Genomic DNA, 20,989 nt, shown 5'->3' with positions numbered 1-20,989 from the left:
ATGCATTAAATAAATAGCGTGGCCGTTATGCGGTTGAGCTGTTAGCTGAAAAACTAAAAACATAAGTGCGAATATTATTTTATTTTTATAAAAAATAAAGCCACAAAAATACAAATAAATAAACATCATAAAAAACAATTAATTAGAATTGATTTTGATTTTCCATCAATGGATTAACCACATTGCATTCATTAATAAAATAAATGAAATAAACAAATTAAAAAAACAAATAGGATTATATTTAAGATAAGTGAGGGTAATTTAAAAACGCCCGGCAAATCACTATTGAATAGAGAATTTTCTTAATTAAAAACACACCTCTTTCTGCTGCGCTATTCCAAAGCGCACGATGTCGGAATATCCTATACTCTTTGCAGGATGCAGTTTCCTTCCCATTGAATGCCAGTACAGGGAGTCAAAAATGGCTATTTTCGCCCCTTTGCGGGCAACTCTTTCAGCATTATTGGCAGAATTATCTGATGAATAAAAAACGTCCCGCCTTGACCCCGGCAACCCTGTTATTGCTGCAGCCGATCTGTATCGGCTCGGCCCTGGCGGCGGAGCAAAAAGACAGCGACACCCTGGTGGTGATGGCGCAACCCACCGGATTGACCGAGCTGGGGTCGCCGGTCTCCGTCAGCGTGATCGACGGCGAAACCCTGCGCAACGCCGCGCCGCAGATTAACCTGTCGGAAAACCTCGGCAGCGTGCCGGGCCTGCAGATCCAAAATCGGCAAAACTATGCGCAGGATCTGCAGATGTCGATACGCGGGTTCGGCAGCCGTTCGATGTTCGGCGTGCGCGGGGTGCGCATGTACGTCGACGGCATTCCCGCCACCATGCCCGACGGCCAGGGGCAAACCTCCAATATCGACATCAATTCCGTCGAACGCATCGAGGTGCTGCGCGGCCCTTATTCCGCGCTGTACGGCAACGCCTCGGGCGGGGTTATCAATGTTGATACGATAACCGGCACCCAGCCGCCGACGCTGGAAGCCGGCGGCTATTTCGGCAGCGACAACACCTGGCGCTACGGGGTGAAAGCGACCGGCACCACCGGCGACGGTACCCAGGCCGGCGACGTCAACTACGCCATCTCCGGCACCCGCTTTACCACCCAGGGCTACCGCGATCACAGCGCCGCGCGGAAAAACCTCGGCAACGGCAAGCTCGGCGTGCGGCTGGACGACGTCAGCACCCTGACGCTGATGTTCAACAGCGTCTCGATTGACGCCGGCGATCCGGGCGGCCTGACCGAGGCGGAATGGAAGGCCAACCCGCGCCAGGCGCCGCGCGCGGATCAATACAACACCCGCAAATCGCTCGACCAGACCCAGGCCGGCCTGCGCTATCAACGCCAGATGAGCGAGCGCGATGAACTGACCCTGACCGCCTACCACGGCGAGCGCCACACCACGCAATACCAATCAATCCCGATAGGGCCGCAGCTCAACCCCACCCACGCCGGCGGGGTGATCGTGCTGGAAAGAAAATATCAGGGCATTGACACTCGCTGGAAGCATGAGGATACTCTCGCATCGTTACCGGTAACACTGATCGGCGGTCTGGATTATGAAACCATGACCGAACGCCGCCAGGGGTTCGAAAACTTTATTCTGCGAGACGGCACAGTGGACTACGGCGAGAAAGGCGACCAGCGGCGCAACGAGAAGAACCGCATCTGGAACCTGGATCCTTACCTGCAAACCTCCTGGCAACTGACGCCGCACTGGACGCTGGACGCCGGCCTGCGCTACAGCACGGTCAGCTTCGACTCGACCGACTACTACATCACGCCGCGCAACGGCGACGACAGCGGCAGCAAACGCTACCACCAGTGGCTGCCGATGGGCTCGCTCAACTACAAGATCAATCCGGCGTGGAACGTTTATCTCTCCGCCGGCCGCGGCTTTGAAACCCCCACCATCAACGAGCTCTCCTACCGTCCCGACGGCCAGTCAGGCCTCAACATCGGCCTGCAGCCGTCCACCAGCGATACCGTCGAACTGGGCAGCAAACTGCGCCTCGGCAACGGCCTGGTGAGCGCGGCCCTGTTCCAGACCGATACCGATAACGAGCTGGTGGTAGCGGAAAGCAGCGGCGGACGCACCAGCTATGCCAACGCCGGCAAAACCCGGCGGCGCGGCCTGGAGCTGGCGCTGGATCAAGAGTTTGCGCTGGACTGGCGCCTGCATATGGCCTGGACGCTGCTGGACGCCACCTACCGCAGCGATATGTGCGGCAAAGCCGTTTGTACCCCGGCCCAGACTATTCCCGCCGGCAATCGCCTGCCGGGCATCGCGCGCAACATGGGCTACGCTTCGCTGGCCTTTGCGCCGCCGGAAGGCTGGCACGCCGGCGCGGAGCTGCGCTACATGAGCGACATTCAGGCCAACGACGCCAACAGCGCGCAGGCCCCCTCTTACACCGTGGCCGGCGTAAACGCCGGCTATCGCTTTACCTGGAACCGCTGGGCGCTGGACGTGTTCAGCCGGGTAGATAACGTGTTCGATCGCCGTTACGTCGGTTCGGTGATCGTCAACGAAGGCAACGGCCGCTATTTCGAGCCGGCGCCGGGTCGCAACTGGGGTGGCGGCGCCACCTTGTCTTACCGCTTTGAATAAGGCAAAGCACCTTAAGGTTAAAAGACGGGATGGGTTTTACGTCACCCTAGCGGCTTCCCGCTGAAATATTAGGGAGAAACCGCGTGTTTTTTCCGATTTGGCTTAATCTCTAAATCGGGGACTTTCATTTTTGGTAAGGGTATTGCTATGCAAAATAAAGCGTCACTATCGCCGCTTATCGTCATAACGGCGCTGTTTGCCGCCCTGAGCGGGCTTTATCTGCTCGGCGGCGGCATTTGGCTGGCCAAGTTGGGCGGTTCGCTGTATTACATCATCGCCGGGCTGGTGCTGCTGGCGACCTCTTGGCTGCTGTTCCGCCGCCGCGCCACCGCGCTGCTGCTGTACGCCGTGTTCCTGTTGGGCACCACCGTTTGGGCCTTGTGGGAAGTCGGCCCGGACTTCTGGGCGTTGACGCCGCGTCTGGACGTCACCTTCTTCTTCGGCCTGTGGCTGGTACTGCCGTTTATCTACCGTAAGCTGGTGGCCAACGGCAAGTTCGCCTACGGTGCGCTGAGCGCGGCGCTGGTCATCACCGTCATTGCGCTGGCCTATGCCGTGTTCAACGATCCGCAAGAGATCAACGGCACCCTCGACGCCGCGCAGGTACAGCCTAAAGACACCACCGGCGCCGACTGGCCGGCCTATGGCCGCACCCAGGAAGGCACCCGTTACTCGCCGCTGAGCCAGATCAACGACAAAAACGTTGGCCAGCTGCAAGAGGTTTGGCGTTTCCAGACCGGCGATCTGAAGACCGCCAACGATCCGGGTGAAATCACCAACGAAGTCACGCCGATCAAGATCCGCGATACCCTTTACATGTGTACGCCGCACCAGAAGCTGTTTGCGCTGGATGCCGCCACCGGTAAAGAAAAATGGAAGTTTGATCCGCAGCTGAAGTACAACCCGACCTTCCAGCACATCACCTGCCGTGGCGTGTCTTACCACGAAACCGCTGCCGCCGCAGACGCTGCCAGCAACGCCGCACCGGCGATGTGCGCACGCCGCATCATTCTGCCGGTCAACGATGGCCGCCTGTTCGCGCTGGACGCCGAAACCGGCAAGCCGTGCCCAGACTTCGCCAACAACGGCGAACTGAACCTGCAGAGCAACATGCCGTATGCGACACCGGGCCACTACGAGCCGACCTCGCCGCCGGTGATTACCGATAAAGTGATCGTCGTCGCCGGCGCCGTGACCGACAACTACTCCACCCGCGAGCCTTCCGGCGTGATCCGCGGCTTCGACGTCAACAGCGGCAAGCTGCTGTGGGCCTTCGATCCGGGCGCGAAAGATCCGAACGCCATCCCGGCGGACGAGCATCACTTCGTGCCGAACTCGCCGAACTCCTGGGCACCGGCCGCCTATGACGCCAAGCTGGATATCGTCTATCTGCCGATGGGCGTCGCCACGCCGGACATCTGGGGCGGCAACCGCACCCCGGAAATGGAGCGCTACGCCAGCGGCCTGTTGGCGCTGAACGCCTCCACCGGCAAGCTGGCCTGGTTCTATCAGACGGTTCACCATGACCTGTGGGACATGGACGTGCCGGCGCAGCCGACCCTGGCGGACATTACCGACAAGAGCGGTAAAAAAGTGCCGGTCATCTACGTGCCGACCAAAACCGGCAACATCTTCGTGCTGAACCGCACCAACGGCGAACTGGTGGTGCCGGCGCCGGAGAAACCGGTACCGCAGGGGCCGGCCAAAGGCGATCGCCTGTCACCGACCCAGCCGTTCTCCGAGCTGACCTTCCGTCCTGAGAAGAAACTGACTGGTGCAGACATGTGGGGCGCGACCATCTATGACCAGCTGGTCTGCCGCGTGATGTTCCACAGCCTGCGTTATGAAGGCACCTTCACCCCGCCTTCCGAGCAGGGCACGCTGGTGTTCCCGGGTAACCTCGGCATGTTCGAGTGGGGCGGCCTGGCCGTCGATACCGATCGCGAAATCGCCATCGCCAACCCAATCGCGCTGCCGTTCGTGTCCAAACTGATCCCACGCGGCCCAGGCAACCCGATTGAGCCGCCGGAAGGCGACAAGGGCGGCAGCGGTACCGAAACCGGTATCCAGCCGCAGTATGGCGTGCCGTTCGGCGTCACGCTGAATCCGTTCCTGTCACCGTTCGGCCTGCCGTGCAAACAGCCGGCCTGGGGTTACATTTCCGCCGTTGATCTGAAAACCAACGACATCGTGTGGAAAAAACGCATCGGCACCGTGCGCGACAGCTCCCCGCTGCCACTGCCGTTCAAAATGGGCATGCCGATGCTGGGCGGCCCGGTGACCACCGCCGGTAACGTGTTCTTCATCGGCGCCACCGCAGACAACTACCTGCGCGCCTTCAGCGTGACCAACGGTGAGAAACTGTGGGAAGCGCGCTTGCCGGCCGGCGGCCAGGCGACGCCGATGACCTATGAGGTCAACGGTAAGCAGTACGTCCTGATCTTCGCCGGCGGCCACGGTTCCTTCGGCACCAAGCTGGGCGACTATGTGGTCGCTTACGCGCTGCCCGATCAGAAGTAACCGCCACCGGTAATACCCTGCAAAGCACGCCGCAAGGCGTGCTTTTTCTTTTTACGCCCCGCCTGATGCGCCGCCCGCAATACCCTTAATTTTTTCATTTTCATTATTGATAATAATTATCATTCGCAATATTATGAGTGCGTGGCCCCGGCAGTGGCCCGCAATCCTTCTCCACCTTAATGGGCAATATGGCAGTTGGCCGCCTGCGGGCGGCCCTATTCGGAGGCGCATGGTCGACCACACGCAAAGACACCAAAAGAAGATCCTGCAAGCGGCGGTGAAGACGCGGCGCGCCGGCCTGCCGTTCGAGCCGGCTCCCCCCGTCCATTCGCCCTTTGTCGGACTTCCCCATCAAACAGAGGCCGTGCTGGTGCACCTGATCGGCCAAGATGACCCACAGGAGCCGCCGGAATGAATGTGCAGCCTTTTACCGCCATGCTGATGTTTGCCTACGTGCTACTGATGGTGCCGCTGCTCTACGTCATCGACAGCCGTCTGAGCGCCGGTAAGCTGCTGCGCAAAGCCACGCAAAACGTCATCATCATCGTGTTGACGCTGTTGTTCTTCAGCGCGATGACCCTGCTGTATTGACGCCGCAGCGGCTCAGGCATACGGTCTGGCGCCTGAGCCGCGCCGTCATCCTCGCGGCCGCTCTACGGTTTTCAACCCGCCCATTCGCAGCCAGTGGTAGAGATCCGCGTTGCGTTTGAAACCCAGTTTTCTCATCGCCGCCTGTTTGTGGTTGCTGACGGTTTTCACGCTCAGGTGCAGGTTGCGCGCAATGGTGGTCTGCGGCAATTCACAGGCCAGATAGCGCATCACGTCCTGCTCGCGGCGGGTAATGCGCTGCCGTTCGCACCAATGGCAGCGGTGCACTGCCCCGCTTTGCGCCCGCACCGCCAGCGCCAGGTCCAGCTGTCTGACAACGCTGTCCGGCGAGTCATTGCGGAAGATCACCCCCGTTTCGCTGATGCAGCGCGGCTTATCGCGCCAACGAATATCGCCCGGCTCACGCAGCGCAAAGTTGATCGGTCGGCTGCCGCTCACTGAACGCAGGCAGAAACGCGCCTGCCAGTCTCGCTCCACGGACTGGAACACCATATCCGCCCGGTGCGCCTGTGCGGCGTCCAGCAGTTGAACCCGCATACCTCGGCGCGAAAAATACGCCAGCAGCAGCCGCTGCAATCCTTCAATAAAGAAACGGTCATTATCGATAAACGCCAGAGTGATAGTGCTTTCCATCGGCACGCTCCCTTTGAAATAATCCTTCCCGGCCGCCGCCGAGCGTGAGTCATCCCCCCGACGGCGGGCGACTCAACGGCATAACGCGGTATCGCGACGGCGCGCGGCGGGGGTAATGCGGCTACGGCAGCGCCAGAATGGCGACCGATTGCCCCGAGTAATCGCCGGCCTTGACCGTTCCGGTCACGCCGAGCGTGGAAGTGATCGGCACCGTGACGCCGCGTGTATCAGAAGTGAACTGGTAACCCAGGTTGCCCAGAGCGCCATTGATGCGCAGCGTGCTGTAAACGCCGGAGTTCCCCAGATCCAGGCGGCCATTGCTGCCGACACGGATATACATGACGATGTTCATCTTCTGCGAGCAAACCACGCGCAGGCTGCCGCGCGCCGTGTTGCCCACCAGTTCGGTATCCGGCAACACCCCGTGGTTCAGATCGAGCTGTTGCTCATCGATGCCGCACACCCCGACCGGCGGTGGCGCGATGCCGCAAACGCTGCTCGGCATCAATCTCGCACTGGCCCCCTGAACAACGGAAGAGGAACTGGTGGTATAAAACAGCCCGACACACTCCTGAGTGATAGCGTCCCCCACATGAGAAGTCGCGCCGACAATCGGCAACGGATAGATGTTTTGGTAGAAGCGGCTGAGTTCGCCCATCGTCCTCAATTGGGTGATCTGTGGGTAGCGCCCTGAGCCGACGATAGAGGTCGACGGTGTCACCGCCGTACTGCCGCCGGTATTGGCACTGGTGTGGCGGTGGTTGATCCCCACCGCGCACATACTTTGCTGGTAACAGGGATTGGGCGACGAATCGTCCGTATCCCAGCTTTCGAGCACAAATTCATAGGACGCGTTGCTGGGAGAGCCGGTGCTCTTGGTCACGTACGAGTATATTTGCGCCGAGCACAGCCCCGGCAGCAGGCCAAGCAGTAAGTACATCCATCTGAAGTGAACACGCTGCATCGCGTCATATCCTTATTCTGTGGTGCCGGAGCCCGGCGCTCATTGGTAATCCAGACTGAAAGTCGCAATGGCGCTGAAAGCGCCACGACCGATGGTTCGCTTCGCGATCGCTTCCGGTTCGCCGCGCACATAAGCCTGCACGCCGATAACCGTGCTGCCGTTCTGCAACGGGTACTTGCCGCCGGCGCTGTTGAGCGGTAACGGCTGCCCCTGCGGCGTCTCCATGCCGATGGCGATCCCGCGCGCCTGGCTGCTCGCCGCCAGTGCCAGAAGCCCCGGCAGCTGCGCATTCTCCGTGCCTTTGAAGGTGATCGAGACCGTCTTGCCCAGGCTGAGATCGCACTCCGTCAGCCGCAGCTCGAACGGTTGCCCCTGCGTGCGCTGGTTCAGGTACAGGTATTTGTCGACCAGCGTGCCGAAATCCAGCTCGATGTCTTCGTCGCCCGGCTGGATGACGCAAGGCTCCGCCACCAGCGCTCCGTGCATGCGCAGGTTGTCCACCGCGTGCGCCGCGCCGTTCACGCCCAGCGTCAGCAACAGCAGGCCGATGGCTCCGTGGCCGCCTGGCCGGCGGCGGGCTTGTATTGTTTTCACGCGCGCCTCCTTGTTCATTGGTAGTCGGCCCGCAGCGTCGCCGCGGCCTCGAATGCGCCTTCCGTCAAAGCTTCGCCCGGTTTGCCGACCGGCACCGCTTCCAGCAACGGCGGTTTGGCGGGATCGACGGGCAGTGCGCTGCCCACTTTGAACGGTTGGGCGTTCTGGTAAATGCGGATCCCCAGAGCGCGCCGATTGGTTTGCACCGCCGCTTCGTCGAACGTCGCGGCGGTGCCGGTCAGGCTCAGCAGCATGTCCCATTTGCCGATTCCCGGTTCGCAGCGAATGCGGTAGCCGATGGTTTGTCGGTAGTTCACGCCATCAACCTTGTTGATGCCGACGCGATCGCCGAAGTCCACGTCGATGATCCCGTCGTCGTTAAGGGTGCAGGGCGGCGGCGCGATCAGCGTGCCGCGAAACTGCATGTCGACCGTTTTTTCCGCCCAGGCGAAAGGGCACGCCATCGCGGCGCACAGCAGCACGCTCGCCGTAAAACGTTGTTTCATGCTCTCGCTCCCGCGTTACTGGTAATCCACCTTCATGGTGGCGCCGGCGGTGAACTCGCCCGCCGTCAGCCTGGCGGAAGCCGATTTCACCGGCACCGCCTCAAGCGTCGGCGCGGCCGGATAGGTAAAGCTCAGCCATTGATTGACCGGCCAGCGGCGGCCGCCGTTCAGCAGCGCAATGCCTAGCCCGTCCTTGCTGGTGCGCAGCAGCTGGCCGTCGAAACCGCTCGCCGCCCCCTGCACCTGCAGCTTGAGCCCGTTGCTGCTCTGCCCGCTGCACGTCAGCGTGTAATTCACCGCCCGCCGATAATTGGCGCCGTCGATGCGGGTGGTCATCACCTCATCGCCAAAGTCCACCTCAATCGGGCGCCCGCCGTTGATGATGCAGGGGGGCGAAAGCACGGTGACCCGCACGTTCACCGTGGTCGCCTGCGCCGGCAGTTGGCCCAGCGCCAGCATCCCCGCCAGCCAGAACGCTGCCCGGCAACGCGTTATCTTCTGTGCCATCGCCTCGCCTCAGTCATAACTCAGCCTAAAATCCACCGTCGCCCGATACGCGCCGGCCATCAGCGGCGCCGCGGTTCGCTCCGGCGTCACGCTGTAGCTCAATGCATCTTGCCCCGGCGTCAACAGCAGCGGTTGCCCGCGGCTGCCCAGACGAACGTCGCGGCCGCGGCCGTCCAGCAGGCGCAGCCCCAGCCCGGTGGTACCCTGCGCTTTCACCAGCTGCGGGTTGTCGCTGTCCGCCGTCGAGCCGAAGCTGACCGTCACCGCCGGCTGATTCGGCGCCCAGGTCAACGCGCCGGTGCGCGCATCACGCTGGCCGCCCGGGGTGCGCAGACAATCCTGCAAGCGCAGCTCGAACGCCACCGGCTGCCCGCGATCGCCGACCTGCCGCAACCGTGCGGTGCCGGTCTCACCCAGCCAGATGTCCTGCCGCGCGCTGGTCATCTCCAACCGGCAGGCGCTCTCCGTCAGCGCGCCGTACACCTGCAGCACGCCATTGGCGCCCTCTACCTGCCAGTTGTCCACCTCGTCGGCCTGCGCCGGCGGCATCGCTATCACGCCCAGACTGAGCGCCAGCAGCAACGCGCCTGCGCCGATTTTTTTCCGTTCTCGTTTCATCCTTTACCCCTGAATGGCTCACAGCGCGGGTTATGAAGCCGTCCGTTTCTCCGGCACCACCTTGCAGCTCGTGCCGCTGCAGCTGAAGATCAGCTGCGGCCGGCCGCCGTAATCGTTGATGTAGGTCAGCACCGGGCTGCCGCCCAGAGCCGCTGCGCCGACGGTCAGGCTCGCCTGGCTTTTCGGCGCGATCATGAAAGGCTCAAACCCCTTCACGCCCTCGCCGCCCTTTTTGCTGCCCGCATCGACGATGGTGATGTAGTACGGCGTCGGGTTATTGACCTGGTAACGCTCTCCTTGCCGCGTCAGCGTCAGCTGCTCCTGCCACGGCGTCGCCATGTCGGTACGGCTCGGCACGATAGCCGCCGGGCGGTAGAACAGCTTGATGCGCGTCTGCAGCGCGATCTGCAGCGTATTGGGCTTGTTGCTCTTCGGCGGGATCTCGCGCAGGTTGAAGTAGTACAGCGTCTCGCGGTCCTGCGGCAGCTGTTTGGCCGCCGGCAGCGCCTGGATCTTGATCTGGCTCGGTTTGCCCGGCTCGATGCGCTGCACCGGCGGCAACACCACCAGCGGGCTCTGGATCTTGTTGCCCTGCTCGTCCTCCAGCCAGCCCTGCGCCAGGTACGGCAGCTGTTTGTTCTGGTTGCTGAGATTGAGGCTGACCGAGTTCTGGCCGCCGTCGAAGATCACCCGGGTGCGGTCGAGCGCGATCGCCGCCTGCGCGTGCTGCGACACCGTGGCGCCCAGCAGCACGAGCGCCGCCGTGGTTTTCAGAGAAAAAGTTTGCATGTTGTCGATAACTCCAAATTCAGGATGATGAATTTATTCAACCGGCTCCGCCGGCGCCGCGGCGATCGGCCGGCAAGGCAGCAGCAGCGTACGCGTGAGCATGTCGGCCGGCAGCGTGGCAGGCAGCTGCACCTGACACTGCGCCGCGCCGCTCCAGTGAAGCGTCATGATCTCGCCGGCGTTGATGCCGCTCAGGTAGACGCTGCCGCCGTCGTTGACGATGCCGGTTTCTTGTTTACGGGCGTTCAGCACCGTGGCGCCGAACGGCGGCGTGCTGCCGTCCGCCAGTTTGACGATCGCCATTGCCTTCTCGCCGGCGATGACGTCAAACTGACGGTAGCCGATCGCGCCTTCGGTCAGGGTAGCCTGCACCACCGAGCGGGTGGCTTCGGCGTTGTCGCCCAGCTTGTCCAGATCGATGCTGGCCTTGTTGCGGTAGTAGCTGTTGACGTCCGCCACCACCGCCTTACCGAAGCGGTTGGTGCTGACGGTGCTGCCGTAGCCGCGTACCGGCACCCCGGCCACGCCGTTGGTGTCCAGCAGCAGGCGCGTGCCGCCAATCATGCCGACGCGGTGCAACGCGCCGCCTTCCGGCGTCAGCGTCATGCCGCCCTGCGCGGACAGCCCCACGGCGCTGTAGCGTCCTTCCTGATAGCTGGCGTTGGCGCTCAGGCGCGCCGCATCGCCCTCGTGGTTGTAGTAGCCGCTCAGGTTGGCGCCGCGGCGCGAGCTGCCGGCACTCAGCTGATAGTTGTTGTGCTCATCGACTCGCTGGTAGTACCCCACCCGGTTCGTGTTGTCATTGCGGTTCACCGTGCTGTTGTAGCTGAGCGTGGCACCGTTGCCCCACGGCATCGACAGCGACAGGTACATGCCGTCGTCGTTGGTTTCGTTGTAGCGGTTGCGGTAGGCCGACAGCGACAGATTCAGGTTTTTTATCTCGCCGAGATCGAAATAGCGCGACAGCGTCAGGTTGTAACGATCGTTGGACGGACGATCCCAATAGGTCTGGTGGCTGTAGTTGAGATAGCTGCTCAGCCCCCAGTCGCGGAACTGCTTGTTGAAGGTGATGGTGTACATCTCCTTGTTGTTGCCGACCCGGCTGCCGTAATAGCGCGCATCGAGGTATTCGCCCATGCTCATGAAGTCCTCCTCCGAGAAGCGATAGCCTGCGAAGGTGACCTGACTGTCCAGCTCGTCGAAGGTTTTCGAATAACTCACGCGATAAGAGCCGCCGCTCAGCGTCTCATCCCGCTGCGGCAACCGCGCCCGCGACTGGGTGGCGTCGAACGACAGCGCACCGAACATCATCAGATCGCGGCCTATCCCCAGCGACAGCGCGTTATAGTCGCCGCCCAGCAGCGCCCCGCCATACAGCGACCACCCGTTGCTGACGCCCCAGGAGAACTCGCCGGTGCCGAACAGTGGCCCGCGCGAATGGTGCTGCCAATCCGAAGGTTTGCCGGCGGCCAGCTTGAAGCGCCACGAGCCGGGGCGCGTCAGGTACGGAATACTGGCGGTGTTGACCTTGAACGCCTGCACGCTGCCATCCTGCTCCTCCACCCGCACGTCCAGTTCGCCGCTGATGGCGTCGTTGATGTCCTGAATGCGAAACGGCCCCGCCGCCACCTGAGTTTCATAGATCACCCGCCCCTGTTGGCTGATCGTCACCTTGGCGTTGGTTTTGGCGACCCCGACCACCTCAGGCGCATAGCCGCGCAGGTTAGGCGGCAGCATGTTGTCGTCCGACACCAGGCTCACGCCGGAGAAGCGGAAGCTGTCGAAAATGCCCGAATCCAGATAATCCTCACCCAACGTCAGGCGCGAGCGCAGCGCGGAAACGGCCCGATAGGCGTAGTAACGGCTCCAGTCCAACCGTTTGTCGGTCGATTGCCCGCTGCCGGTCTGATGGTTCACCTGCCCCTGCCAGTCGGCGCGCAGGCGCCAGGCGCCGAGGTTGGCGCCGGCGGTGCCGTTGCCGCTGACGCTGTACCCCCGCGTACCGCCCTGCTGCTGCTGCCGGCTCTGGGCGTTGACGTTGTAATCGAACAGCAGGCCCGGAATGCCTTCATCCCAACGCGACGGCGGATCCCAGTCTTCCGAGCTGTATTCCAGGTAGGCCTGCGGCACGCTTAAATACAGCGCGCCCGTCGCCAGATCGCCGCGCGACACCATCCCTTTCAGGCTGGACTCATCCAGACACTCTCCCTGATGCCACCAGGTGAGCGTTTGCATCGCCGCCGATTTCAGCCCCAGCTGATCGACCAGCACTTTGCCGACGCAGGCGCGGCTGCCGTCAGGTTCGTTGTCCGGCGGATAAAAAGGGATTTTCTGCTCGGGTAACTCGCTTTTATTGAGATGAACCACCATGCTGTAACTTCCCGGCATAATGTATCCACTGCGGGAAAATTGGCTTAGGTCGATATTTTTGCGATCGTTCACGTCCAAAATGTCGGCATTAAACTGAATACCGTCTTCGGCATATACCCACGTTGATGAACTTCCCAGCGCCAGCGTGATACATAACCCCAGCACCTGAAAACGAAATAGCTTCCCAGCAGGCGACAACATCATATCCCTAACCTTATATCGTATAATTCTGGCGTTGCGGCTCGCCGCAATCGCAGCGCTCAGTAATAATCCAGCTTAAAACGCACGGCGGAAAAATAATCCCCTGCACGCATCGGTTGATTATTGGCAACCAGCTTTATGGAATAATTAAGCGACATGCTGCCTGGCGTTATATCGCCAAGCGGCAACGGCCGACCTGGCGCGGCAATATTCCCCAGGCCATCGGATATTTGCAGCGCGATGCCTTTCGCTTCGCCGTGCACGCCGAATAAATCGCCCTCGGCATCACCGTCGAAAACCACCTGAAACTGCCGCCAGTCCGGTAAATTCGGCTTCGGGCGCTCAAGCGTGCAGTTGATTAATTCAATGGTGAAGGCATGTGTATTGCCCAAACCGTCACGCATCATATTTCCCGTCGGCATTACGGCCATATCGATAGTCTGTTCGCGGCTGCCGGCGGCGATCGCGCAAGCGGTATCAATAATGGCTCCTTGCATATTTACGCGCCCCCAGCCTTGAGAGCTGGGCGCCGCCGACACGGCCGGGCTCATCAGCGTGGCCATCAATATGCAAGGAGACACTAAAGGGTGAATAAATCGGCGCACTGAACCTCCTGACAACTGCCCTTCCATCTTGGAAAAATGCATGCGGGGAACCCCCGCATGCAAAAAGTCACGCCAATGGCGCAGGCTTACTGGTAAGCCAGCTTGAAGTCGGCTACGGCGGTGAAATCACCCGGAACCACGCTGGCGGAAGCGCCGTCGCCCTGCAGGTAAGCCGCAAAGCGCAGCGTGTTGGTACCGGCACCCAGGTTATGCGGAGCCGTGGCGGTGCCCAGCTTGATCGGATTGCTGGCGGTGTCGGTGATGGCGATGCTGGCGCCGCTGGCGGTGCCGACGATGCCCAGCAGATCCTTGTTGGCGGCAGAGGCTTTGCCTTCGAAGGTGGTCGTGACGGTTTTCAGCGTCGAGTTGTCGCACTGTTCCAGTTTGATATCGAACTGGCGTGGCGCCGATTTGCCGCCATTTTTCAACGCAACGTTGGAAACCTGGCCCATATCCACGGTCTGGTCCACGGTCTCAGGAGAAATGGAGCAAGGCGCATCAATAATGGAACCGGTAAACGTCACTTTGCCATGCCCCTGATCGCCGGCATGCGCCAGAGAAGAAACGCCAAACGCCAGAGCCGCTGCCAGCATGATTTTGTTCAGTTTCATAATTCACTTATTCCTTTAATTTATGTAAAAAGCGCAGGATCGCTCCCGTTCCTTTAACAGTTATTTATATAATCCAGAATGAAAACGGTATTATCCGCAGACAAAGCAAACCCTCACGATAATTAAATCGCGTATTTTATTTCATCATTACCCATTTTAGGTATTCAGCAAAACTCACGCTGACGAGAAAGAAAAAAATCAAATCTTTAAATTTCCACAAAATTTACTACCCATCATGAAAATTACACTAAGATTTAACTTATTCGCTTGTCTTGGCCCGAATATTGTTACAAAAACCGCGACAATTTGAAAAGTCATTTCCGGCAAAAGCAATAAATACGAGATATAAGCCCAAAAACCACAGGGCAAATATATTTTTGCGAAACAACAGATCGTAAAATTAACAACATCAGTCAATTATCTCGTAAAATATATATCACGCGACATTATTGATCGCCTTTTTTCTATTTGCGTTATAATGATCCGGAAAAGGAAAGGGAGGCTTATCAATTCGGTCCGGTAAAAACCGGCACCGGGCAGTAAATAATGGAGAAAAGATATGAATTACAGCCATTACATACAGCAGGCTGAGCATTTAGCCACCCCGTTACCCCTTCTGATCGGTGAGTGCCGCGGGATTATCGCAACGGAAATATCGGGTTCAGGCAGGCGTTCGCGATCGGTTCAAGAAGGGTATTGCCGGAACAGAGCATTATTGTCCGGGAGACGCTTACCGTTATATCAAAACTCGGCTGAGGCTTAAGGGAGGCTGACATGATAAAACGCACGCCAAAACAACAAGAATTACAAAACCTGCAGCAGCATTTATTAACCACGCTGCACCGCCTCTGCCCTGTGGCCAACGGTGCGGCCCCCCCGCCCCCCGGCGAGTGGCCCACCACTCGCCAGCTGGCCGAGTCTAACGACATCACCATCTATCAGGCGCGCAACCTGCTGTTGAATCTGGCCGGCAGGGGCAAAGTGTTGGTCACGCCGGGGCCGGTCAATAAGTCGTTGCGCTGGTACCCTTCCCTCTGAACGCGTTTTTCCTGCCGGTGTCCCCCAGGCTACCGGCAGGCTTCGCACGGACGAGACTATCCGGCGTCCGTGCGCCTGACCCGCGGATATTTCCACAGCCAGCGCCCGCTGACCATGCGCCAGTAAAACAAAGCGCCGCGCACCGCCCAATCGAGAAACATCCCCAGCCAGACGCCCACCACGCCCATGCCCAGTTCAATGCCCAGCACATAGCCGGCCACCACGCGGCAGCCCCACATGCCCAGCATCGTCACCCACATGGCGAAGCGGGCGTCGCGCGCGCCTTTCAGCCCGGCGGGCAACACCCAGGAAGCAGCCCAGATCGGCATAAAGGCGGCGTTGAGCCAGATGAGGGTTTTCACTACCGTTTTTACGTCATCCTGCGAGGTATAGAACGCGGCAAAGACGCCGGCCAGTGGCGCCGTGCCCCAGGCGATGGCGGTGAGCCCAAGGGTCGACAGCCAAAAAATATGGCGCAGCTGCCGCTCCGCCTGGCCGATCTCACCTTTGCCGAGCCGCCGGCCCACGATGATGGTCGAGGCCGAGCCCAGCGCGTTGCCCGGCAAGTTGATCAACGAAGCGATGGAGAAGGCGATGAAGTTACCGGCGATCACGTTGGTGCCCATGCCGGCGACGAACATCTGCGTCAGCAGCTTGCCGCCGTTGAACAGCACCGATTCGACGCTGGCGGGAATGCCGATCCCCAGCACTTCCCACAGGATGCTCATCTTCAGCGGCGTGAAATAGCTTTTCAGCGTGATGTGCAGCGCCGGGTTAAAACCGATCGCCAGCACATAGAGAATGGCGATGGCACCGATATAGCGGGAAATCGTCAGCCCCAGCCCGGCGCCGACGAAGCCCAGCCCGTGCCAGCCGAGCATGCCGTAAATCAGAATGCTGCTGATGATGATATTGAGGATATTCATGCCGCCGTTGATCAGCAGCGGGATCTTGGTGTTGCCCGCGCCGCGCAATGCGCCGCTGCCAATCAGCGCAATCGCCGCCGCCGGGTAGCTCCACACCGTGGTATGCAGGTAAGAGAGCGCCAGCGCCTTCACCTCCGGCGAGGCCGCCCCGGCGATCACATCGATGATCGGTTCGCCCGCCAGATGGATGCCTGCCGCCAACAGCAGCGCCACGCCGGTCATCAAGACCAGGGACTGACGCGCCGCCGCGCGCGCGCGCCGACGATCGCGCTTGCCGAGGCTGAAGGCCACCACCACGGTGGTGCCGAGATCCACCGCGGCGAAAAAGGCGATGATCACCATGTTGAAGCTGTCCGCCAGCCCCACCCCGGCCATCGCCTCTTTACCGAGCCAGCTCACCAGAAAAGTGCTCAGCACCCCCATCAACAGAACGCAGGCGTTCTCCAGAAAAATGGGCACCGCCAGCGGCGTGATTTCGCGCCAGAACAGCACGCGGTAGCTTTTCCGTTTGGCGTACCAGGGCGTATTTTCCACGCGCTGACGCAGGGCGGCATACAGGTTCAAGGTGGGCTCGATGGATAAAAGTGAAACATCATTTCAAATGATGAGCGATAAATCGTTATCCTGCAAAGAATTTTTGGGCGCCCGCGACGAGCGCCCGTAAGGCACACCGTCGCGCTACTCCATGTAGTCTTCCTGATCGGCCTGCGCCGCCGCGATAAAGCGTGCGGTGCTGCGGCTGAGCGTGGTGCATTTGTCCGTCAGCAGCTGATTGTCCTGCTGCAGAGTCAGGTAGCGCGCCTGGGTGAGCGCCGGCAGCTGCCGATACCCTGCCGCCTGCGTATCCCAGCCGCGATGCTGCGCCGCCCGCATCGCGGTGCGTTGCAATTTGACATCGTCCGGCACATCGCTGCGCCCGCAGTCCACGCGCAGGAAGTGCCCGCCGGCCAGCATCGAAGCGATGTGATCCAACTGCGCCTGCAGCGGCGGCGTCGGTTTATGCGCCGTTTGCTGACAGCCCGCCAGCAGCAGCAACGCCACCGCGCCGCAAAGAGAAGTGCGAAACAGAGTAGACATGGGAGCTCCCGGAAAACCTGTGGGTGATGCAATGATCTTAGGTGAGCGGATGCCGGGCGGCAAGGCGAGCAGCACGCGCTGCCCGCTTAACGCCGACCGCTGCTGACTTTGGTGGCGCGGGCGGGGTTGCCGGCGACGAACTCCAGCGTGGGGGAATAGTAAAACGGCAGCCAGGCGTTATAGCCGCTCTCCCACTCCCATTTGACCGGGCAGGGCCACAGCATGTCTTCATGCAGGATGTAATAGATCCACCGCCCGGGCGGACGGCGCGGTTTGCGCATTTTCATAGCGAGTACGGCGGCCTGATGGCGTGCGATAAGGTCAACTGCTGCATTTTACCGCGATTTTGGCCGCGGGGACAGCCTGGGTTGCCGGGCGAGCGTTAGCCGCCGCTCGCGGCCCCCAGCGCCACCACCCTATCCGCCGAGTCGATCGTCGATTTTCTGTGGGCGACAATCACGCGCGTGATATTCAGCGAAGATATCGCCCGGTTGATCGCCAATTCATTCTCAACGTCCAGATGGCTGGTTGCTTCATCCATAAACAGCACGCTTGGTCGCCGGTAGAGGGCGCGTGCAATAAACAAACGTTGCTTTTGCCCGCCGGAGATGCCGTTCCCCAACTCGCCGATCAGGGTTTCGTAACCCATCGGCATCTGCATGATTTCCTCGTGAATGTTGCTGTGCATCGCACAGGCCACAATCCACTCTTTATTGGCGTTGACCTCGAAGCCGCTGATGTTTTCCGCGATCGAGCCGGAGAATAACCGGTCGTCCTGCAACACGCAGGCGATCGCATTGCGGTAGTTATTCACGCCGATTTTATGGATATCCATCATGTCGGCCAGGATCTCTCCCGAGGTCGGGTTGAGCAAGCCGCACATGACCTTCAGCAAGGTGGTTTTCCCCACGCCTGACGCCCCGACGATGGCGACGCTCTCGCCGGCGGCGATGCGGATATCCAGGTCTTTAAAGATCGGCCGGGACAGCGCGTCATATTGATAGGTAAGGTTTTTAACCTCAACGGCAACCCCTTTGCCCGGTTCGAAGACCTGCCGCGGCGCGGACTCCGCCTCCGCATCGGTAAAGACGATGTCAGATATCCTCTCATTGTGCAGCGACAGCATGCGCAGGCCGATCGCCAGATCGATCAGGCTGGAAGCCCGCTGCGAGAACTGGCCGCGATAGGCGTTGAACGCCATGAACATGCCGAGCGTCATAGAATTGTCGATGACCATCATGGCGCCGAGCCAAAGTATCGCCACCTGATCGAGCGTGGTGATAAAGGTATTGATCCCGCCGAACATCATATTGAAACGGGTGATTTTGATATTGGTATTGGCGGCATCGACATTCAAATTGAGCCAATAGCTGGAGCGCGTTTCCTTGATGCCCAGCGCTTTGACCGTGGAAATACCGTACAGCGTCTCCATGAAATGCGAGTTGGCCTTGGCCGCCTTGACGATTTGCTCCTCCGAGAATTGGCGGTAGGTGCGGTAGGTCATCATCCTGATGAGGATGTAGACCAGGGTGAAGCCTGACACCACCCAGACCAGCCAGCCGCCATAGACCATCATCATCACGAACAAGCCGACCGTCATGATGCCGTCGATGATCCCGCCGACGATATTATTGGTAAAGGTGGTTCTGATCGCATCCAGTGAGGAAAACCGCGATTGGATATCCCCCAGGTGCCGTTTCTCGAAAAAGTCCAGCGGCAGCTTCAGCAAATGTTCGAACAGCGTCGTCTTCCACTGGATATCGGTCAGCGTCCCCAGCACGATGGAAATCCAGGCCCTGGCGATGCTGACCACGGCGCGAAACAGGGTGAAGAAGATCAGCCCCAAACAGATGACCGTCAGCAAGCTGTAGTCATGCGCCTGAATGACATGGTCGGTCACGAGCTGGGTCCCCACGGGCAGCAGCAGGTTGACCGACTCGATGACGAGCGATAAGGCAAAAATCTTGAGCAGCGTTCCCGGCAGCCCCTCGATATTTTTCATCAAATCCAGCAGGCGTAAACGGGTCTTTAAGGTCTCTTGCTGAAAAGCCTTGTCGGGCCACAGCTCCAGCGCAATGCCGGTAAAATGGTTCGACATCTCTTGCAGGCCAATCACTCGGCGCCCGAAGGCAGGGTCGTGAATCACAAAGCCCGCGCGCTGAACCTTAACCAGCACCACGAAATGGTTCATGTTCCAATGCAATACGCAGGGCGTTTTCAGCTGATTGATTTCATCGATGTCCAGCGACAAGGCCCGCGTCTTCAGCTGAATTTGCGCCGCGATTTGTGACAGGGTGCCCAGGGTCGCGCCCTGGGTGGAAATGCCGAATCGCTGCCGCAGGCTCAGCATATCCACATTAAATCCGTAATAAGAAGAGATCATCGCGAGGCAGGCCAGGCCGCACTCCGACGACTCCGACTGCAAGATGCTCGGCACCCGTTTACGCAGAGAGAACGTTAACTTTTCGTTGATCCGTTCAAAAAGATTATGATCCTTCATCGACTCTCCCCACCACGCTGTTTTTTATGTCATACAAAGGCGCGACCGCCCATTGATAAAGCGGTTTCTTATCCAGGAACACAATCACCCTGGCCTGCAGCCCACTGCTGATCTCCAGATATTTCCCTTTGTCGCTGAATTGCGTGTCGCTGATGGACGCCAACACTTTGTAGTAGGCGTTTCGCTCCCTTTTATTGCCGCTGCTGTATTCCTCCATCTCCTGCGGAGAAGCCGGAACCGAAGAGATGGATTCAATGCGCCCCGGAAACTGGCCGAACTTGTCCGAGGGAAAAGCCTCGTAGCGAATGTTGATGCCATCGCCGATTTTCACGTAGGGCAAACTGTTATTCGGCAGCCACAACACCAGATAATATTTGATGTTCTCAATCGGCTTGATCTGCGCCAGGCTGCTGCCGCTCTCGACCACCTGCCCGGCGGTCACGCTCAGCGACTCGATTTTCCCCTTCAGCGGCGCCTTGATAATCACCTGGTCGCCGGCGTTGGATTCCGCCAATTGGCGTTGCAGCTCGCTGCGTTGCGATTCGCTTTGCGATATTTGATTGTCGTAATCGGCGGCGCGAATCAGCAGATCGCTGCGCAGCTGCGACAGCTGGATATTCTGCTGAATCTTTTGGCTGTTGAGCGCCTGATAGGAACTCTGCTGTTGCTGAAAGAGCGAACGCTGATAATTCAGCTGATCCTTGGTAATCAGCCCTTTCGTCAGGTAATGCTCATAGTTTTTCAAACTCTCCCTCATTTTTTCCATGCCGTCTCTGGCACTGAGGTTAAGTTTTTCCGTTTCTTTATACGCTATCTCATAGCTGTCGATCTGTTTTCTCAGGTTCTCCAGCATCGCGTCTTTGTTTTTTTTCAGCTTGCTGATAATCGAATCCAGATTGCCGATCTGCTTGTTGATTTCACCTGCGGCAATATGGCTGACATTACCCGAGGCCGTGCTTCTGGAAACATCGATGATATACAGCGGCTCGTCTTTTTCCACCACATCACCGGCCTGGTGGAAAGACCGATTCACATAGCCATATTGGGAAGAAAAAACGTTCGTCGAATGCGGAATGCTGATCACCTCCCCCTCGACATCCACCCTGCGCGTATATTCACAAAAATAGAGCGCGCTCGCCAAAATAAGAATAAAAACGAGGCACGTCACGGCAATCACAGAGCTGGACGCGCCGGAAATCAGCAGCGCTCTGCCGGTCCATCTTTGACGTTGATAATTGACCGCCTCCTGGCGGAAAATATTTCTGCTCTTATTATCACTCATAGGAAGACCTGCGCA

20 protein-coding genes are annotated in these 20,989 nt (G+C 59.4%); 5 read left to right on the top strand and 15 right to left on the bottom strand.

Going from position 1 to position 20,989, the window contains the following annotated elements:
• Positions 1-479 precede the first annotated feature (479 nt).
• The 4 genes from pqqU (at position 480) to ACUXAC_RS03665 (ending at position 5,735) form a co-directional block, all read left to right on the top strand.
• Positions 480-2,624 (top strand): TonB-dependent receptor PqqU, encoded by a 2,145-nt coding sequence (pqqU, locus tag ACUXAC_RS03680; protein WP_454266489.1) that lies wholly within the window; start codon positions 480-482, stop codon positions 2,622-2,624.
• A gap of 147 nt (positions 2,625-2,771) precedes the next feature.
• The gene (locus ACUXAC_RS03675) at positions 2,772-5,144 is read left to right on the top strand and encodes a glucose/quinate/shikimate family membrane-bound PQQ-dependent dehydrogenase (protein ID WP_447260116.1); all 2,373 of its coding nucleotides are present in this window, start codon (positions 2,772-2,774) and stop codon (positions 5,142-5,144) included.
• A gap of 229 nt (positions 5,145-5,373) precedes the next feature.
• Positions 5,374-5,559: a hypothetical protein gene (locus ACUXAC_RS03670; protein ID WP_038872209.1), complete on the top strand. Its 186-nt coding sequence runs from the start codon at positions 5,374-5,376 to the stop codon at positions 5,557-5,559.
• Positions 5,556-5,735, top strand: a complete 180-nt coding sequence (locus tag ACUXAC_RS03665) for a hypothetical protein (protein WP_454266488.1) — start codon at positions 5,556-5,558, stop codon at positions 5,733-5,735. The genes ACUXAC_RS03670 and ACUXAC_RS03665 overlap by 4 nt, the downstream gene beginning before the upstream one ends.
• A gap of 45 nt (positions 5,736-5,780) precedes the next feature.
• Here ACUXAC_RS03665 and ACUXAC_RS03660 read toward each other — a convergent pair whose 3' ends face one another.
• The 10 genes from ACUXAC_RS03660 to ACUXAC_RS03615 all read right to left on the bottom strand — a co-directional run bounded on the left by ACUXAC_RS03660 (position 5,781) and on the right by ACUXAC_RS03615 (position 14,151).
• Positions 5,781-6,386 (bottom strand): helix-turn-helix transcriptional regulator, encoded by a 606-nt coding sequence (locus ACUXAC_RS03660; RefSeq protein WP_225528629.1) that lies wholly within the window; start codon positions 6,384-6,386, stop codon positions 5,781-5,783.
• Between the two features lie 121 nt (positions 6,387-6,507).
• Positions 6,508-7,350: an MrpH family fimbial adhesin gene (locus tag ACUXAC_RS03655; RefSeq protein WP_201965707.1), complete on the bottom strand. Its 843-nt coding sequence runs from the start codon at positions 7,348-7,350 to the stop codon at positions 6,508-6,510.
• A gap of 39 nt (positions 7,351-7,389) precedes the next feature.
• Positions 7,390-7,944: a fimbrial protein gene (locus tag ACUXAC_RS03650; protein ID WP_204275700.1), complete on the bottom strand. Its 555-nt coding sequence runs from the start codon at positions 7,942-7,944 to the stop codon at positions 7,390-7,392.
• A 14-nt stretch (positions 7,945-7,958) separates the two neighbouring features.
• Complete coding sequence (locus ACUXAC_RS03645) at positions 7,959-8,450, bottom strand: fimbrial protein (protein WP_060420498.1); 492 nt, start codon at positions 8,448-8,450, stop codon at positions 7,959-7,961.
• A gap of 15 nt (positions 8,451-8,465) precedes the next feature.
• The gene (locus tag ACUXAC_RS03640; protein ID WP_060420495.1) at positions 8,466-8,957 is read right to left on the bottom strand and encodes a fimbrial protein; all 492 of its coding nucleotides are present in this window, start codon (positions 8,955-8,957) and stop codon (positions 8,466-8,468) included.
• A 9-nt stretch (positions 8,958-8,966) separates the two neighbouring features.
• On the bottom strand, positions 8,967-9,575 hold the full coding sequence (locus ACUXAC_RS03635; protein WP_060420492.1) for a fimbrial protein: 609 nt from the start codon (positions 9,573-9,575) through the stop codon (positions 8,967-8,969).
• 30 nt (positions 9,576-9,605) lie between these two features.
• On the bottom strand, positions 9,606-10,364 hold the full coding sequence (locus ACUXAC_RS03630; RefSeq protein WP_089186142.1) for a fimbria/pilus periplasmic chaperone: 759 nt from the start codon (positions 10,362-10,364) through the stop codon (positions 9,606-9,608).
• A gap of 33 nt (positions 10,365-10,397) precedes the next feature.
• Positions 10,398-12,938: an outer membrane usher protein gene (locus tag ACUXAC_RS03625; RefSeq protein ID WP_454266486.1), complete on the bottom strand. Its 2,541-nt coding sequence runs from the start codon at positions 12,936-12,938 to the stop codon at positions 10,398-10,400.
• A 56-nt stretch (positions 12,939-12,994) separates the two neighbouring features.
• Positions 12,995-13,498, bottom strand: a complete 504-nt coding sequence (locus ACUXAC_RS03620; RefSeq protein ID WP_080432905.1) for a fimbrial protein — start codon at positions 13,496-13,498, stop codon at positions 12,995-12,997.
• 128 nt (positions 13,499-13,626) lie between these two features.
• Positions 13,627-14,151 (bottom strand): fimbrial protein, encoded by a 525-nt coding sequence (locus ACUXAC_RS03615; protein ID WP_060420481.1) that lies wholly within the window; start codon positions 14,149-14,151, stop codon positions 13,627-13,629.
• Between the two features lie 774 nt (positions 14,152-14,925).
• On the opposite strand from ACUXAC_RS03615, the gene ACUXAC_RS03610 reads away from it, so the two are divergent.
• Positions 14,926-15,189: a FaeA/PapI family transcriptional regulator gene (locus tag ACUXAC_RS03610; protein WP_060420478.1), complete on the top strand. Its 264-nt coding sequence runs from the start codon at positions 14,926-14,928 to the stop codon at positions 15,187-15,189.
• Between the two features lie 56 nt (positions 15,190-15,245).
• On the opposite strand, the gene ACUXAC_RS03605 is transcribed toward ACUXAC_RS03610, so the two are convergent.
• The 5 genes from ACUXAC_RS03605 to ACUXAC_RS03585 form a co-directional block, all read right to left on the bottom strand.
• Positions 15,246-16,679, bottom strand: a complete 1,434-nt coding sequence (locus ACUXAC_RS03605) for an EmmdR/YeeO family multidrug/toxin efflux MATE transporter (RefSeq protein WP_421115085.1) — start codon at positions 16,677-16,679, stop codon at positions 15,246-15,248.
• Between the two features lie 114 nt (positions 16,680-16,793).
• The gene (gspS, locus tag ACUXAC_RS03600; protein ID WP_060420474.1) at positions 16,794-17,192 is read right to left on the bottom strand and encodes a type II secretion system pilot lipoprotein GspS; all 399 of its coding nucleotides are present in this window, start codon (positions 17,190-17,192) and stop codon (positions 16,794-16,796) included.
• Positions 17,193-17,278: 86 nt separating this feature from the next.
• Positions 17,279-17,479 (bottom strand): hypothetical protein, encoded by a 201-nt coding sequence (locus ACUXAC_RS03595; protein WP_016927170.1) that lies wholly within the window; start codon positions 17,477-17,479, stop codon positions 17,279-17,281.
• Between the two features lie 95 nt (positions 17,480-17,574).
• Positions 17,575-19,692: a peptidase domain-containing ABC transporter gene (locus ACUXAC_RS03590; RefSeq protein ID WP_100396942.1), complete on the bottom strand. Its 2,118-nt coding sequence runs from the start codon at positions 19,690-19,692 to the stop codon at positions 17,575-17,577.
• The gene (locus ACUXAC_RS03585) at positions 19,679-20,974 is read right to left on the bottom strand and encodes an HlyD family secretion protein (protein WP_342119807.1); all 1,296 of its coding nucleotides are present in this window, start codon (positions 20,972-20,974) and stop codon (positions 19,679-19,681) included. The genes ACUXAC_RS03590 and ACUXAC_RS03585 overlap by 14 nt, the downstream gene beginning before the upstream one ends.
• Between the last annotated feature and the right edge of the window lie 15 nt (positions 20,975-20,989).

It is taken from the genome of Serratia sp. 121840015-1 (assembly GCF_053627655.1).
This window is presented reverse-complemented; position numbering and strand designations above follow the sequence as displayed.